The sequence below is a fragment of the Allofournierella sp. genome (genome assembly GCF_017889395.1).
Taxonomy (GTDB): domain Bacteria; phylum Bacillota; class Clostridia; order Oscillospirales; family Ruminococcaceae; genus Allofournierella.
On record NZ_JAGHKE010000062.1, the window covers coordinates 1 to 15,391 of the forward strand.

A 15,391-nucleotide genomic window follows, 5' to 3' on the forward strand; every position below is an offset into this window, starting at 1 on the left:
TTTGCGCAGGACGGCTGGCGGGTGGCCCCCTTCAAAAGCCAGAATATGGCGCTGAACAGCTGCATCACCGCTGACGGGCTGGAAATGGGCCGCGCCCAGGCGGTGCAGGCCCAGGCCGCCGGGTGCGAGCCGGATGTGCGGATGAATCCCATCCTGCTCAAGCCCAGCAGCGACACCGGCAGTCAGGTGATCGTGAACGGCGAGGTCTGGGGCGACTACTCGGCGGCAGACTACTTCAAAAATAAAACCCAGCTGATTCCCCATGTGCTGAAGGCCTACAACAGCCTGGCGGAGGAGAACGACATCCTGGTCATCGAGGGCGCGGGCAGCCCGGCGGAGATCAACCTGCGGGAAAATGACATCGTGAACATGGGCCTGGCCGAGCTGGTGGATGCACCGGTGCTGCTGGCGGGCGACATCGACCGGGGCGGCGTGTTTGCCCAGCTGTACGGCACGGTGGCACTGCTGAAAGAAGAGGAGCGCAGGCGGGTCAAGGGCCTTATCATCAATAAATTCCGGGGCGATGTGGGCATTCTGCGTCTCGGCCTTACCCAGCTGGAGGAGCTTACCGGCTTGCCGGTGGTGGGCGTGATTCCCTATACCCGGGTGGACATCGACGATGAGGACAGCCTGGCCCCTCGCCTGAGTGCTCACGAAGCCCACCGGCCGGTGGATGTGGCGGTGATCCGGCTGCCGCACATCTCCAATTTCACCGACTTTTCCCCGCTGGAAAGTCATCCCGCGCTGGGTGTGCGTTATGTGGAGCAGGCCGCCGGGCTGGGTGCGCCGGATCTGATTATCCTGCCCGGCACCAAAAGCACCATGGCAGACCTTGGCTGGATGCGCCAGAATGGTCTGGAAGCAGCAGCGCGCAGGCTGGCAGCGGCCGGAACCCCGGTGCTGGGGGTTTGCGGCGGCTACCAGATGCTGGGCCAGACCTTGCGGGACCCGGAGGGTGTGGAGCAGGCGGGCGAGATGCGCGGCATGGGCCTGTTGCCCTGCGAGACCGAGTTCACCCCCAGCAAGGCCCGTACCCGTACGGCGGCAAAGGTGCTGGCCGGGCCCTTGGCCGGGGCGTCGATTCAGGGGTATGAGATCCACATGGGCCGCACGAAACAGCTGGCGGGCCAGCCTCTGTGCCTGCTGGAAAACGGCCAGGAGGAGGGCGCGGTGCAGGGCAATGTGTTCGGCACCTACCTGCACGGCCTGTTCGATGAGGGCTCGCTCACCGAGGCCCTGGCCGACTGGCTGCTGGCCCGCAAGGGCATTGCCCGGGAAAACTTCCGTCCCCAGAGCCACTGGGACTACCAGCAAAGCCAGTATGATCTGTTGGCGGATGCGGTGCGTGCCAGTCTGGATCTGGACGCAGTTTACCGGGCCATGGGGTTAGAAAATCCCAATTCGACTCAATAACACAAAATGCGCAGAGCGCGCGGCATTGCCGAAACGGCAAACCGCGCGCTTTGCGCATTTTTATAGGTGAGAAAACAAAAATTAGAAGAAATCAAACATAGAACAGCATGTCGCTGTAGGTGGGCAGCGGCCAGACGGAACGGTCCACCAGCTGCTCCAGACGGTCAGCCGGGGTGCGTACCGCATCCATTGCGGGAATCAGCGTTTGGGCACACCAGCTTGCAGCACCGGCAACATCCTCAGCCATCGGGTCGGCCAGATGGCCTTCCAGCTGGTCGGCAGCTTGGATGAGCTGACCGGTGAGGGAGGAAATGTGGCGGGCCAGTGTCTCCTCCTGGGGAACCTCAATGCCCAGCTGCTTTTTGGTGCTTACGCCCTGGGCCAGGCCGGTAGCATAGTTGACACAGGCGGGCGAGATGCGGCAGCGCACCAGATCCAGCAGGGTCAGCGCCTCAATGCGGATGGCCTTGGCGTATTCATCCAGCAGGATGTCCTGACGGGACTGGATCTCATCCTGGGTGTAAACACCATGCCAGGCAAACAGCTCCACGTTCTTCGAGTCGGTGTAGTGAACCAGCGCCTCAGGGGTGGTGCGGAAGTTGGAAAGGCCACGGCGCGCGGCCTCGACCTCCCAGTCGTGACTGTAGCCATTGCCGTTGAACAGGATGCGCTGGTGAGCGGTAAGCTCACTGCGAATCAGCTCCAGCAGAGCGCGGGGCAGATCGTCGGCCTGCTCCAGCACATCGGCAAACTGCCGCAGCGATTCTGCCACAGCGGTGTTCAGCATCACGTTGGTGCAGGCGATGTTGAAGGAGGAGCCGGGCATACGGAACTCGAACTTGTTGCCGGTGAAGGCGAAGGGACTGGTGCGGTTGCGGTCCGAGGTATCCTTGGGCAGGTTGGGCAGCACCACAGCGCCGGTATCCAGCACGGTGGGGGCGTTGGGCTGGCAGGGCTTGCCTTCCACCAGGCAGTCGATCACAGCCTGCAGCTCGTCGCCCACATACATGGAAACGATGGCCGGAGGCGCTTCGTTGGCACCCAGACGGTGATCGTTGCCTGCACTGGCCACGCTGATGCGCAGCAGATCCTGATAATCATCCACCGCCTTGATCACAGCGGTCAGGAACAGCAGGAACTGGGTATTCTCAGCAGGAGTAGTGCCGGGGTCCAGCAGGTTTTCGCCCGCATCGGTGGACAGCGACCAGTTGTTGTGCTTGCCGCTGCCGTTCACGCCCTCAAAGGGCTTCTCGTGCAGCAGGCAGGCAAAGCCGTGGCGGTCGGCAACCTTTTTCATTACCTCCATGGTCAGCTGGTTGGCATCGGTGGAGATGTTGGCGGTGGCAAAGATGGGAGCCATCTCATGCTGGCAGGGGGCCACCTCGTTGTGCTCGGTCTTAGCCAGAATGCCCAGCTTCCACAGCTCCTCGTCCAGATCGGCCATGAAAGCCTTGACCCGGGGCCGCAGGGAACCGAAGTAGTGATCCTCCAGCTCCTGGCCCTTGGGGGCGGGAGCGCCCACCAGGGTGCGTCCGGTCAGAATCAAATCGGGGCGGCGGGCGTAATCTTCCTTGTTGATCAGGAAATACTCCTGCTCAGGCCCGATGGTGGCGTTTACCCGCTGCACGTCCTTGCCGAACAGGGCCAGCACACGGACTGCCTGCTTGCTGATGGCGTCCATGCTGCGCAGCAGCGGAGTCTTTTTGTCCAGCACCTGACCGGTGTAGCTGCAGAAGGCGGTGGGGATGCACAGGGTATCGTCCTTGATGAAGGCGTAGCTGGTGGGGTCCCAGGCGGTATAGCCGCGGGCCTCAAAGGTAGCACGCAGCCCGCCGGAGGGGAAGCTGGAGGCGTCCGGCTCGCCCTTGACCAGCTCCTTGCCGGAGAAGTCCATAATCACGCTGCCGTCGCCGCAGGGGTTGATAAAGCTGTCGTGCTTTTCGGCGGTGATGCCGGTCATGGGCTGGAACCAGTGGGTGAAATGGGTAGCACCCTTGCTCACGGCCCAGTCCTTCATGCAGGCGGCCACCACATCGGCCACACTGGGGTCCAGGGGAGCGCCCCGCTGGATGGTATTTTTCAAAGAACGGTAAACTTCCTTGGGCAGGCGGGCCTTCATGACCTTGTCATTGAATACCATACTGCCAAACAATTCCGGTACATGATTCATATGTCACAGCTCCTTTTCATATTTCAAAGCAAAAATGTGCGGATACGCTTACAGCAGGGGGATTCCGGCAGCCTCGCACTGCTCCCGCATGGCTTTGGGCCACAGGCTGGCCTGTACTTCACCGATGTGAGCCTTACCCAGCAGCAGCATGCACAGGCGGCTCTGGCCGATGCCGCCGCCCATGGTCAGGGGCAGAGTGCCGCCCAGCACGCCCTTGTGGAAGGGCAGCTCCAGCCGCTCGGGGCAGTCAGCCGCTTTACACTGACGCTCCATGGCTTCGGCGTCCACCCGGATGCCCATGCTGGAAACCTCCAGCGCACAGCCCAGAACGTCGTCCCAGAACAGCAGGTCGCCGTTCAGGCTCCAGTCATCGTAGTCCGGGGCGCGTCCATCATGGGGCTTGCCGCTGGCCAGAGGTGCGCCGATCTGCATGATAAAGGTGGTAGGGTGCTGCTCCACATAAGCGTTCTCCCGCTGACGGGGCGTCAGGTCGGGCCACAGATCCTCCAGCTGCTGGGTGGTCACAAAGCTCACATGCTCGGAAAGATTTACGCACAGCTGAGGATAGGCTTTCTTGACCTCCTCCAGCGTGGCGCAGACGGCGCTCACGATGGAACGCACGGTGTTCTTCAGGTATTCCTCGGTACGTGTCTCTCGGGTGATGACCTTTTCCCAGTCCCACTGATCCACATACACCGAGTGCAGCTCATCCAGCTCCTCGTCCCGGCGGATGGCGTTCATATCCGCATACAGACCGGTGTCCGGTGCGAAGCCGAAGCGGCCCAGTGCCTGGCGCTTCCACTTGGCCAGGCTGTGTACCACCTGGGCATCCTTTTCCAGCTCGGGAATGGCGGGAATGTCAAAGGAGACCGGACGCTCCACGCCGTTCAGATCATCGTTCAGTCCGGTGGTGGGGTCCACGAACAGGGGAGCGGTGGCCCGGGTCAGTCGGAGCTGTCGGGTCAGATGTGCGGGAAAGCACTGCTTGATCATGCCGATGGCACTCTGAGTCTCGTAAAGGCTCAGAGCAGGTCGATAGGTCTGTTTCATAATAAATTCCCTCCTTAAAAGTTACCCTCTATATCACGCCGGGCAATTGCCCAGGAACGTGCGCAGAATGGCGAGTCCCACCTCGCCGCTTTTTTCCGGGTGAAACTGTACCCCGGTAATATTGCCGCGCTGAACGGCGGCGCAGATGCGGTGCCCACCATACAGCGTATCCGCCAGCCGGTCGGCCTGGCGCGCAGGCATCGCCCGGTAGCCGTGTACAAAGTACACCTGGCTCTTCGCCGGGATGGCTTCCAGAGTGCTGCCCGAAAAGCCCTCCCGCTGCTGGGCGGGATACAATGGCGCCCAGCCAATGTGCGGTACCCGCAGCGGCTGGCCCTGGGTGGTATGGCCGGGAATGGCCTCCACGGTGCCTGGCAAAAGGCCGATGCCGGGAGTAATTCCGCCTTCGCTGCTGGAATCGAACAGAAACTGCATTCCCAGGCAGATGCCCAGCAGAGGAACACCCTGCCTTGCCCTGGTGCAGACCGCCCGGGCCAGGCCGCTTTCCCGCAGCAGGTTCATGCCGTCGGCAAAGGCACCCACACCGGGCAGAACCAGCGCACCGGCCGCGGCCACCTGATCAGGGGTGGAGGCGTATTCCACTGTCGCGCCGCAGTATTCCAGGGCGCGCTGCACGCTCAAAAGATTACTGCGCCCGTAATCCACAATGGTTACTATTGGATGCATGGTCTCACCTCCACACCATTTTCCGCCAGCTCCTTTTTCAGCTGGGGAATGGTTGATTGCTTGTAATGCAGCAGGCTGCCCATTGCCACGGCACCTGCGCCCAGGCGGGCGGCCTGCATCAGATCGCCGGAATTGCTTGCGCCGCCTGCCGCGATCACCGGGATGGTCACCTCACTGCACACCGCCTCAATCAGCTCCTGGTCCAGACCGCGGCGCACGCCCTCCCGGTCCACACCGGTGAGCAGAATCTCGCCCGCGCCCAGCTGCTGGGCTTCGCGGGCCCATTCCAGAACGTCCCGCCCGGAGTGCTCCCGGCCGTTGTCGTAATAGGCTTCCCAACCGGCGGCGAGGTTCAGCGGGTCCCGGCGCTTGGCCTGGATGCTCAGCACCATGCACTGGCTGCCAAAGGCCCGGGCCACCTCGCTGATCAGCTGGGGACGGAGCAGGGCGGCGGTGTTGATGGCCGCCTTGTCCGCGCCTGCCTTCAGCACGGTACCCACATCCTCTACGCTGCGCAGGCCGCCCCCGGCGGTGATGGGGATGAACACATCCCGGGTGACCCGCTCCAGAATACCGCTCAGGTTGTTGCGGCCGTACAGGCTGGCCACCGTGTCCAGATAAAGCAGCTCGTCGATGCCCTGCCGGTAATAGTCCAGCGCAAAGTCGTGGGGATCGCCCAGCTTGCGCAGGCCCTCATACTGGATGCCCTTCACCAGATACCGGTCTTTTACGTCCAGCCGGGCAATGAGCCGAAGTGCCGCGCTCATTTGGCACCGCCTTTTTCCGGTGCGCCGAAGCCGCACAGGCTCGGTCCCTCAAAAGGAGTGTGCCGCAGGCTCCAGACGCCGTTTTCGTACTGCCACAGATGGGGCGAGCGGAACCGGTCCGCCAGATGCATGAAGTAGTCCAGATCCATTGTGGGCTGCTCGAAGCAGTCGGCTGCTTTGCCGAAGTGCTCCTTGTCGATGGAGATGTAACGGAAGAACTCATCGGCGAATCGGCTGGGGAATTCGCCGTCGTATTTCTTGCACAGCAGCACCGCCTCATCCCGGTCGATCTCGTTGTTGCGAATCTCCTGCGCCGCGTCGTAGGTGCAGCGGCCGATGCCGTATTTGATGTAGGTGGTGTAGTAGAAGAAGTCATCTACCTTGTCGTCGATGGAGTTGTATTTGGAGTAGGTACCGGCGGTGCGCTCCGGGCTGGGCATGAACCCGCCGTGCTCCACGCTGTAGTAGTATGCACCCTGAGGATGCCATTTTTCGTAATAGCCCATGTAGTGCACCTGGATGTTGTTCTTTTCCAGATCACTGGTCTCGCAGGGCAGGTAGATGGCCAGGTCCGCCTTGTCCACACCAAAATCCTCCTCCAGCTGGCGCAGCGAAACGCCGCCCAGATAGATGTGATCGAAATCGTTGGTGGCAAAGAAGTGTTCGTCCCGCAGCGCGCTGTCGTTATCTGCGATAGGGTTGCCGAACTCGGCCTCGTTCTCGCCGTAGAACACCAGAGGAATGCCGAACTTAGCGGCCATCTTGGGTGCCAGCTGCTTCTGGCCCAGAATGAAGGGCTGGAAGGGATGGAACAGGTTCTCAGTGGCCAGGCGGGTGAGCAGCCGGTGGGTCAGGCCATTGGGGGTGCACAGATAATTGTCGAATCCGGCGTGAATCCAGGCCTCGAAATTTTTCCAGCCCCAGTCAGTGTAGATGTGGGGCGCCCAGGTTACGGTGAGCGGATGCATGCCGTATTTGTACTTCAGAAGATGGGCGGCGTAAAAGCTGTCCTTGCCGCCGCTGCCCGGTACCAGGCAGTCGTAGCTGCCGTCATTTTTGCGGTATTTGTCGCACAGCTCTCGCAGCTGACGCTCCCGGTCGGCCCAGTCAATTTTACCTTCCTTGTTGTGACAGGCGTGGCAGGCGTCGCATACGCCGTCCTCCTGAATAACCATGGTCTTCTTTGCGGAATGAATGGTGTGCTCAAACTCATAGCAGCTGTTGGGTTTCTGGTTGCTCATTACACACTCACGGCAGAACTGCACGTTCTTGGGCAGGCCATAAAAGGCTTTGCGCTCTTGCGGTGCAAGATCGGGTGCGTAATCCTCGTAATGAATCGGCAGATGCCGGGGAAGTTTCTGCATAAAATGTCCCTCTCTTTTTATGGTTTAAAAGCAAAGGCGCCTGCACAAAGCCCGGGGAGAAATCTCCTCAAGCATTCATGCAGGCGCCTTTGCCTGTTTGGCGTATTTATTATCAATTGTGAAATGGAAAAAGCAGTTATAAAAGGCCTTCGTCTTCCAGTCTTCGCATGATTTCCAGTGCGGCCTCCCGGCTGGAGATGCGGCCGTCCATGGCCTCTTTTTCGATTAAACGGTGGGCCTGTTCTTCGGTCAGCCCCCGGCAAAGCGCCAGCGCACATTTGGCCTGGCTGATGATCCGGGCTTCGTCCAGCCGCTTGGTCAGGCGGCGGTTTTGCGCGGTGAGCTTCTGCAGCCGCTGGCGGCCGGTTCGGATCAGCCGCAGCGCAAAAGCGGTTTGCTGGCGGGAAAGGGGTTTGGCAAGCACGAAGACTCCGTATTTTTCCAGCCCGGCGGCCAGCTTGTCGGCCTGGGGTCCGGGGCAGAGGAGAATGGCATCCATACCGGCATCCGCCGCCTGTACGGCCAGCTCCCGGCCGAATTCATCGGGGAGCGGCGCGTTGATCACCAGGGTTTCGAAGGAGCCGCCGCACATGGCTCGTCGGGCTTCCCCGGCGTTGGCGCAGCACTGTGCAGGCTGACCGGCGGCAAAAAATGCCCGCAGCGTTTCGTGGTATTGCTTGTCGCTTGCGATCAGAACACCCGGCATCCCCGTTCACCTCACTTTTCGAAACCAATGGTCAGATCCGTTCAAAGTACTGGCGGATCTCATATTCATAGGGTTTGCTTTCTGCGGCGTAGGCATCCGCCTCCCGCTGCTTGTGGCCCAGATAATCCACCAGCAGTTTTTCCGGCAGAACCTGCTTTAAGAACTCGCTTTCCCGGGCCAGAGCCAGCGCTTCGTCCAGGCTGGCGGGCAGCGGGGTAAGTCCGGCAGGCCGGGCAAATGCGTCATAGTCCGCAGCGGCGGGCAGGCTTAGTCCTTCCTGTACACCCTCAAACCCGGCAGCCAGCAGCAATGCGGTTACATAATAGGGATTGCAGGAGGGGTCCGGACTGCGCAGTTCCATGCGGCAGTCGGGTCCGCTGGCAGCAGGCACACGCACCAGAGAAGAACGGTTCTGGCAGGACCAACTTACCACACCCGGCGCTTCGCAGCAGCCCAGCCGTTCATAGGAGCCGGGCAGCGGGTCAGCAAAAACGGTGATCTCGGGAATGCGCCGCAGAATACCTGCCAGGAAAGCGGCAGCAGTGGGGTGCGGGTCGGTGCGGAAATTCTCAAACAGATTCACGCCGTTCTGGAAGATGGAAAGATTGATGTGCAGCCCGCTGCCGCTCTCGTCCTGCAACGGTTTTGGCAGGAAGGAGGCGAACAAGCCGTTCTGGGCGGCAATGGCTTTTACTGCGGCCCGCATGGTCATCAGGTCATCTGCCGCGTGCAGGGGAGAAGCGCACCGGAAATCGATCTCGTTCTGGCCGGGACCTTGTTCGTGATGGCTTCGCTCGGGCTGGATGCCCATCTCCTCCAGCGTCAGGCAGATTTCACGCCGAACGTTTTCGCCCCGGTCCATGGGAGCGATGTCGAAGTAGCCCGCCCGGTCGAAAGGCTCCAGGGTGGGGCGGCCCTTTTCATCGGTTTCAAACAGATAAAACTCACATTCCGGACCCAGCAAAAACCGGTATCCGGCCTGTGCCGCCTTTTGCTCCATGGTCTGCAGCAGGTGCCGCCCGTCGCCCTCGAAGGGGCGGCCGTCCGGGTATTTGATGTTGCAGAAGAACCGGCCCACGCAGCCCTCGCTGGGCCGCCAGGGAAGAATGGCGAAGGTGTCCAGATCCGGAGCGAGGAACAGGTCCGACTCCGCAACGTTGGCAAAGCCCGCAATGGCGGAAGCGTCAAAGGAGATGCCGCTTTCCACCGCGTGAGGCAGCTGGCTGGCCATAATGGCAATGTTCTTCTGTACGCCGAACATATCGCAGAAGGCCAGGCGAATGAACTTGATGTCGTTTTCTTCTATGAACTGCATAAGCTGCGAAAGGGTGTGGCTCATGGACAATTCCTCCTTGAATGCCGGGAATAAAAAAGGACAAAGGCGCCGCAAATCCGTGGGGGATCGCAGCGCCTTTGCTGTACCAATAGCTGCATTATAGCCCCCAAACGGCGCCGCGTCAAGGGGGCAAGCGACTGCAAAAAGCAATTTTTTGTCTTTGCACAAAAGTTGCACGCATTTGCCCAGAGTGCTTTGTCGGAACTGCGGGAAAGTGTTAAAAGAGTAAAAAAACACTTGACTTTTGCTTTAATGCGGTGCTATGATAACGCATACGAACAAAGGCGTTCGCATCGATGCAAAGGCACCGGTGCGGGCGCTTTTTTGTTTTCCGCGCTGTGCGGGGAAAAGGAGGAGAACCATGTTAAAGGAAGGCCAGGTGCGTATCCCGTCCGGATGCGCCATCAGCGGGGTATTTGCCAGGGATGGCCAGCCCATCAGCGGCGAGGTGATCCGCCGCTCCATCGCGGTGATGCACGAGCGCAGCAACGGGTTGGGCGGCGGTTTTGCCGGTTATGGCATTTACCCGCAATACAAAAACCATTATGCGCTGCATGTGTTTTATGATGATATGACCGCCCGGGAGGAGTGCGAACGGTTTCTGGACCGACATTTTGATGTGATCAACCTGTCCAAGATTCCCACCCGACCCACGCCCAAAATCAAGGACGCGCCGCTGATCTGGCGGTATTTTGTACAGCCGCTGCCCCACAAGCTGGCGGACAGTCATCTGGACGAAAAGGAATATGTTGCCCGCTGTGTGATCCGCATCAACGATCAGCTCAAGGGCTCGTATGTGTTTTCCTGCGGTAAGAATATGGGTGTGTTCAAGGCGGTGGGCTACCCGGAGGACGTGGCGGACTTCTACCGTCTGGAGGAATACGAGGGCTATTCCTGGACGGCTCACGGCCGGTATCCCACCAATACCCCCGGCTGGTGGGGCGGTGCGCACCCCTTTGCGCTGCTGGATCTGTCGGTGGTCCACAATGGTGAGATTTCTTCCTACGATGCAAACCGCCGTGCGGTGGAGATGTACGGCTATCGCTGCAATTTGCTCACCGACACCGAGGTCATTACCTATACATTAGATTATCTGCTGCGCCATCAGGGCCTCACATTGGAGGAGGTTGCACAGGTGGTGGCTGCCCCCTTCTGGAGTGAGCTGGCCGCCATGCCCCAGCCGGAGCACAAGCAGCGCCGTTTCCTGCGCCAGATGTACAGTGATCTGCTGATCACCGGCCCGTTCTCCATTCTGGTGGGCTTCGAGGGCGGCATGATGGCCCTGAATGACCGGCTCAAGCTGCGCAGTCTGGTGGTGGCCGAGCGAAGCGACCGGGTATATTTTGCCAGTGAGGAGGCCGCCATCCGGGCGGTTGAACCGGAGCTGGACCGTATCTGGGCGCCAAATGGCGGCGAACCGGTGATCGTGCGGCTGAAGGAGGAGGAACGGAAATAATGAAGATACAATGGGATACACCCCGCTTTGCGGTCCTTCGGGATCGGGAGCTGTGCGTGAACTGCCGCATCTGTGAGCAGCAATGCGCCTTTGGTGTGCATAAAAAGGATGAAAAAACCGGGAAGATGCGGGCAAACGCTGCCCTGTGCGTGGATTGCCAGCGCTGCGTGGCCTGCTGCCCCACCGGGGCGCTGCAGATCCGCCCGGCGGAAAATACCTTCCGGCCCCATGCGGGCTTGACCCAGGATGCCCGGCAGGAGATCTACCGGCAGGCAGCCACCGGCGGTGTGCTTCTGTCCAGTATGGGCAGTTCGCAGAAGGAGGTGCCCTGCTATTGGGATAAGCTGCTTCTGAATGCCTCTCAGGTGACCAACCCGCCCATCGACCCCCTGCGGGAACCCATGGAAACCGAGGTCTATCTGGGCCGTCGCCCAGATAAGGTCCACCGTGGGCCGGACGGCAAGTTGGATACCACCCTGCCGCCGCATCTGGAATTGAAGACCCCCATCCTGTTTGCGGCCATGAGCTACGGAGCAATCAGCTACAATGTGCATGCGGCCCTCAGCCGGGCGGCCCAAGCGCTGGGCACCTATTACAATACCGGTGAGGGCGGCCTGCATCGGGATCTGTATCCATATGGAGCCAATACCATCGTGCAGGTTGCCTCCGGCCGGTTCGGCGTGCACCGGGAATACCTGATGGCAGGCGCAGCCATTGAGATCAAGATCGGTCAGGGCGCAAAGCCCGGCATCGGCGGACACCTGACCGGGGCCAAAATTGTGGGCGATGTGGCCCGCACCCGCATGGTGCCGGAGGGCATGGATGCCATCAGTCCAGCGCCCCATCACGACATCTATTCCATTGAAGACCTGCGCCAGCTGGTGGCCTCGCTGAAGGAAGCCACCGGCTACACCAAGCCGGTGATCGTGAAGGTAGCGGCGGTACACAACATCGCGGCCATCGCCTCGGGCATCGCCCGCAGCGGCGCGGATGCCATCGCCATTGACGGTTTCCGGGGCGGCACCGGTGCAGCCCCTGCACGAATCCGGGACAATGTAGGTATCCCCATCGAGTTGGCCCTGGCCGCTGTGGACGAGCGGCTGCGCCAGGAGCAGATCCGCCGCCGCATCTCGGTGATTGCCTCCGGCTCCATCCGTAACTCGGCGGATGTGGTCAAGGCCATTGCCCTTGGCGCGGACGCGGTGTCCATCGGCACAGCGGCGCTGTGTGCGCTGGGCTGTCATCTGTGTGCCTCCTGTCATACCGGCCTGTGCAATTGGGGCATTGCCACCCAGCGCCCGGACCTGGCTGCTCGTCTGGACCCGGATGAGGGAGCGCAGCGTCTGGTGAACCTGGTGAACGCCTGGACTCGTGAGATTCGCGAGATGATGGGCGGTATGGGAATCAATTCCATCGAGGCGCTGTGCGGCAACCGGCTGGCGCTGCGGGGCATTGGACTCACCCAGAAGGAGCTGGATATCCTGGGCGTGAAGCACGCCGGGGAATGAGAGAGGGGAGAACCATAGATGAAAATCGATGCCACGGGAATGGAGTATGAGGAGCTGGGCCGCTGCCTGCGCTCCTGTACCGATCCCCATGTTCAAATTCATAATTGCTGCGGCCAGCGATACATCGCCAGCGGCATGCAGGGCCGCGATCTGGAAATCTGGGGGACACCGGGCAATGCGCTGGGAGCCTATCTGGATGGCGGCAGCATCCGGGTTCACGGCAACGCGCAGGACGCGGTGGGTGATACCATGAATGCGGGCACCATCTGGGTGGAGGGCCGCGCAGGCGACGCCGCGGGCTATGCCATGCGTGGTGGCACACTGATGATCCGGGGCGATGTGGGTTACCGGGCAGGCGTTCATATGAAGGCCTTCGGCGACTCCTGCGCCAGCATCGTGATCGGCGGCACGGCAGGCAGCTTTCTGGGCGAGTACCAGGCGGGCGGAGTGATTGTGGTGCTGGGCCTGGGCGCACCGGAGGGCCAGCCGGTGGTGGGCGGCTTCTGCGGCCGGGGCATGTACGGCGGCCAGATTTATCTGAGAAGCACGATACCGCCCCGAGATCTGACCGAAAAGATTCTCTGTCGCCGGGCACAGCAGGCAGACAAGGAGGCCATCCGGCCCCTGCTGGAGCAGTTCTGCACCGCCTTTGATGAAGATCTGGACTCTTTGCTGAATAGCCCCTTCTGGGTGCTGGAGCCCAATCCGGAAAACCAGTACAAAGCCCTTTACGCACCCATGTGACCATGAGATAAAACAAAACACCCTGTTTGCGGAATCGTAGAAAATACGATGCTGCGAACGGGGTGTTTTTTCGTCGAGCAAAAGTTGCTCGCTTCGGTCTGCTGGGTTGGCCTGTAAAAGGAAAGCGCGCCTTCCATCTGCACAATGCGGACGGAAGGCACGCTTTTGTTGAAATGGTGAGAAAGTGCTCAGCCCTTCAGGCAGGCGCGGATCAGCTCACGGAACAGGGGATGAGCGTGGTTGGGGCGGCTCTTGAACTCCGGATGATACTGCACCGCCACAAAGAAGGGATGCTCCGGCAGTTCCATGGCCTCCACCAGACGGCCATCCGGCGAGGTACCGGTGAAGCGCACGCCCGCCTCTTCCAGCACCGGGCGGAAAGCGTTGCTTACTTCGTAGCGATGGCGGTGGCGCTCATGAATCAGTTCAGCGCCGCTGTAAATATCACGCATCCGGCTGCCCACTGCCAGCGCGCAGGGATACGCACCCAGACGCATGGTGCCGCCCTTGGGCAGCTCGCCGGTCTGATCCGGCATCAGGTCGATCACGCACTGGTCGTTCTCCGGGGTGAATTCCCGGCTGTTGGCCCGGGTCAGACTGGCCATATTCCGGGCTGCTTCGATTACGGCGATCTGCATGCCCAGGCAGATGCCCAGATAGGGCAGGGAGTGCTCCCGGGCGTAGCGCGCCGCCAGAATCATACCCTCGATGCCGCGCTGGCCGAAGCCGCCGGGCACCAGAATGCCGTCCACGCCGGCCAGCTGCTCGTTCAGATTTGCTTCGCTCAGCTGCTCCGCATCCACCCAGCGGATGCTTACTGCCGCGCTGTTCTCGTAACCGCCGTGGCGCAGCGCCTCCACAACCGAGAGGTAAGCATCATGCAGCTCCACATACTTGCCCACCATGGCAATAGTCACCGAGCGGTTCAGCTCGTTGATGCGGGTGCACATCTGCCGCCACTCGGTCAGATCCGGCTCCGGCGCGGCAAAGCCGAAGCGACGGCAGACCAGCTCATCCAGCCGTGCACCGTGCAGCATCAGGGGCACATCGTACAGGCTGGGAAGGGTACGGTTTTCGATTACACAGTCCTGCTCCACGTTGCAGAATGCAGCGATCTTCTGCAGGATACCGTCCTCCAGGGGTTCGTCACAGCGGGCGATGATCACGTCCGGCATAATGCCCATACTCTGCAGCTCATGCACCGAGTGCTGGGCGGGCTTGGTTTTATGCTCGCCGGAGCATTTCAGGTAGGGAACCAGTACCACATGCAAAAACAGGCAGTTTTCCCGGCCGACCTCCCGGCTGATCTGCCGGATGGCCTCCAGAAACGGCTGGCTCTCAATATCGCCGATGGTACCGCCGATCTCGGTGATGACCACATCTGCCTTGGTGTATTCGCCCAGGCCGTAAACAAATTCCTTGATCTCGTTGGTTACGTGAGGAATGATCTGCACCGTGTGGCCCAGATATTCACCAGCCCGCTCCTTGTGCAGTACATTCCAGTAGACCCGGCCGCTGGTCAGGTTGGAGAGCTTGTTCAGATCCTCGTCGATGAAGCGCTCGTAGTGACCCAGATCCAGGTCGGTCTCCACACCGTCCTCGGTCACAAATACCTCACCGTGCTGGTAAGGGCTCATGGTGCCCGGGTCCACGTTCACATAAGGGTCCAGCTTCTGGGCAGCCACCTTCAGGCCGCGCTGCTTGAGCAGCCGTCCCAGGCTGGCCGCGCTGATGCCCTTGCCCAGGCCGGAAACCACGCCACCGGTCACAAAAATATGCTTGCTTGCCATAATCCCAATATCCCCCTTGAAGATGGTGTCTTTCATAACGCAATAATAGAAAGAAAAGGCGCCCATCCCGTGAAAGCGGATACTACCGCCTTGGGATGGACGCCTTTGTCCTAACATTTTATATATTATACGCATCCGCAAAGGGAATGTCAATTCCAAAGGTAGCAAAACCGCAGGGAAAAATATTTTCAAAAAATTTGAAAACAGGTGTTGACATTCTCTGAATCCGTGCTATAATAAAACACGTCGCTGAGGTGAACGGCCGAAGCGAGAGAGAATATGCGGATGTGGCGGAATTGGCAGACGCGCTAGATTCAGGTTCTAGTGGTAGCGATACCGTGGGGGTTCAAGTCCCTTCATCCGCACCAGGCCCCCGGTCATTTATGATCGGGGGTTTTTC

Annotated in this window: 12 protein-coding genes and 1 tRNA gene; 5 read left to right on the forward strand and 8 right to left on the reverse strand. The window is 60.5% G+C overall.

Annotated elements, in window-relative coordinates; all coding sequences use genetic code 11:
* The coding region (locus J7G73_RS08770) for a cobyric acid synthase (protein WP_291245974.1) at positions 1-1,413 on the forward strand (1,413 nt) is incomplete at its 5' end.
* Positions 1,414-1,504: 91 nt separating this feature from the next.
* Here J7G73_RS08770 and J7G73_RS08775 read toward each other — a convergent pair.
* From J7G73_RS08775 to J7G73_RS08805, 7 genes are all read right to left on the reverse strand, one after another.
* Positions 1,505-3,583 (reverse strand): glutamine synthetase III, encoded by a 2,079-nt coding sequence (locus J7G73_RS08775; protein ID WP_291245975.1) that lies wholly within the window; start codon positions 3,581-3,583, stop codon positions 1,505-1,507.
* Between the two features lie 48 nt (positions 3,584-3,631).
* Entirely contained in the window at positions 3,632-4,633 is a 1,002-nt protein-coding gene (gene asnA, locus J7G73_RS08780; protein ID WP_291245976.1) for an aspartate--ammonia ligase, read from the reverse strand.
* 33 nt (positions 4,634-4,666) lie between these two features.
* Complete coding sequence (hisH, locus tag J7G73_RS08785) at positions 4,667-5,320, reverse strand: imidazole glycerol phosphate synthase subunit HisH (RefSeq protein WP_291245977.1); 654 nt, start codon at positions 5,318-5,320, stop codon at positions 4,667-4,669.
* Positions 5,308-6,087: an imidazole glycerol phosphate synthase subunit HisF gene (gene hisF, locus J7G73_RS08790; RefSeq protein ID WP_291245978.1), complete on the reverse strand. Its 780-nt coding sequence runs from the start codon at positions 6,085-6,087 to the stop codon at positions 5,308-5,310. The genes hisH and hisF overlap by 13 nt, the downstream gene beginning before the upstream one ends.
* On the reverse strand, positions 6,084-7,451 hold the full coding sequence (locus J7G73_RS08795) for an N-acetyl sugar amidotransferase (RefSeq protein WP_291245979.1): 1,368 nt from the start codon (positions 7,449-7,451) through the stop codon (positions 6,084-6,086). Before J7G73_RS08795 ends, hisF begins: the two co-directional genes overlap by 4 nt.
* 136 nt (positions 7,452-7,587) lie before the next feature.
* Positions 7,588-8,157 (reverse strand): ANTAR domain-containing protein, encoded by a 570-nt coding sequence (locus tag J7G73_RS08800; protein WP_087293713.1) that lies wholly within the window; start codon positions 8,155-8,157, stop codon positions 7,588-7,590.
* A gap of 31 nt (positions 8,158-8,188) precedes the next feature.
* Positions 8,189-9,496 carry a glutamine synthetase family protein gene (locus J7G73_RS08805; RefSeq protein ID WP_291245980.1) on the reverse strand — a complete coding sequence of 436 codons (1,308 nt, stop codon included), beginning with the start codon at positions 9,494-9,496 and terminating at the stop codon, positions 8,189-8,191.
* A gap of 358 nt (positions 9,497-9,854) precedes the next feature.
* Between J7G73_RS08805 and J7G73_RS08810 the strand changes: the two genes are divergently transcribed.
* The 3 genes from J7G73_RS08810 to J7G73_RS08820 are packed head-to-tail and all read left to right on the forward strand — an operon-like array spanning position 9,855 to position 13,201.
* The gene (locus tag J7G73_RS08810) at positions 9,855-10,949 is read left to right on the forward strand and encodes a glutamine amidotransferase family protein (RefSeq protein WP_291245981.1); all 1,095 of its coding nucleotides are present in this window, start codon (positions 9,855-9,857) and stop codon (positions 10,947-10,949) included.
* Complete coding sequence (locus J7G73_RS08815; RefSeq protein WP_291245982.1) at positions 10,949-12,457, forward strand: glutamate synthase-related protein; 1,509 nt, start codon at positions 10,949-10,951, stop codon at positions 12,455-12,457. The genes J7G73_RS08810 and J7G73_RS08815 overlap by 1 nt, the downstream gene beginning before the upstream one ends.
* Before the next feature lie 18 nt (positions 12,458-12,475).
* Positions 12,476-13,201, forward strand: coding sequence for a glutamate synthase (locus tag J7G73_RS08820; protein WP_291245983.1), 726 nt, complete (start codon positions 12,476-12,478; stop codon positions 13,199-13,201).
* A 188-nt stretch (positions 13,202-13,389) separates the two neighbouring features.
* On the opposite strand, the gene J7G73_RS08825 is transcribed toward J7G73_RS08820, so the two are convergent.
* Entirely contained in the window at positions 13,390-14,991 is a 1,602-nt protein-coding gene (locus J7G73_RS08825; protein WP_291245984.1) for a CTP synthase, read from the reverse strand.
* A gap of 281 nt (positions 14,992-15,272) precedes the next feature.
* Here J7G73_RS08825 and J7G73_RS08830 point away from each other — a divergent pair.
* Positions 15,273-15,359, forward strand: a tRNA-Leu gene (locus tag J7G73_RS08830).
* The last annotated feature ends 32 nt before the right edge of the window (positions 15,360-15,391 follow it).

Bases quoted from the DNA above. Each gene is read 5' to 3' on its own strand.
- J7G73_RS08775 (WP_291245975.1), bottom strand. From the start codon at position 3,583: ATGAATCATGTACCGGAATTGTTTGGCAGTATGGTATTCAATGACAAG.
- asnA (WP_291245976.1), bottom strand. From the start codon at position 4,633: ATGAAACAGACCTATCGACCTGCTCTGAGCCTTTACGAGACTCAGAGT.
- hisH (WP_291245977.1), bottom strand. From the start codon at position 5,320: ATGCATCCAATAGTAACCATTGTGGATTACGGGCGCAGTAATCTTTTG.
- hisF (WP_291245978.1), bottom strand. From the start codon at position 6,087: ATGAGCGCGGCACTTCGGCTCATTGCCCGGCTGGACGTAAAAGACCGG.
- J7G73_RS08795 (WP_291245979.1), bottom strand. From the start codon at position 7,451: ATGCAGAAACTTCCCCGGCATCTGCCGATTCATTACGAGGATTACGCA.
- J7G73_RS08800 (WP_087293713.1), bottom strand. From the start codon at position 8,157: ATGCCGGGTGTTCTGATCGCAAGCGACAAGCAATACCACGAAACGCTG.
- J7G73_RS08805 (WP_291245980.1), bottom strand. From the start codon at position 9,496: ATGAGCCACACCCTTTCGCAGCTTATGCAGTTCATAGAAGAAAACGAC.
- J7G73_RS08810 (WP_291245981.1), top strand. From the start codon at position 9,855: ATGTTAAAGGAAGGCCAGGTGCGTATCCCGTCCGGATGCGCCATCAGC.
- J7G73_RS08815 (WP_291245982.1), top strand. From the start codon at position 10,949: ATGAAGATACAATGGGATACACCCCGCTTTGCGGTCCTTCGGGATCGG.
- J7G73_RS08820 (WP_291245983.1), top strand. From the start codon at position 12,476: ATGAAAATCGATGCCACGGGAATGGAGTATGAGGAGCTGGGCCGCTGC.
- J7G73_RS08825 (WP_291245984.1), bottom strand. From the start codon at position 14,991: ATGGCAAGCAAGCATATTTTTGTGACCGGTGGCGTGGTTTCCGGCCTG.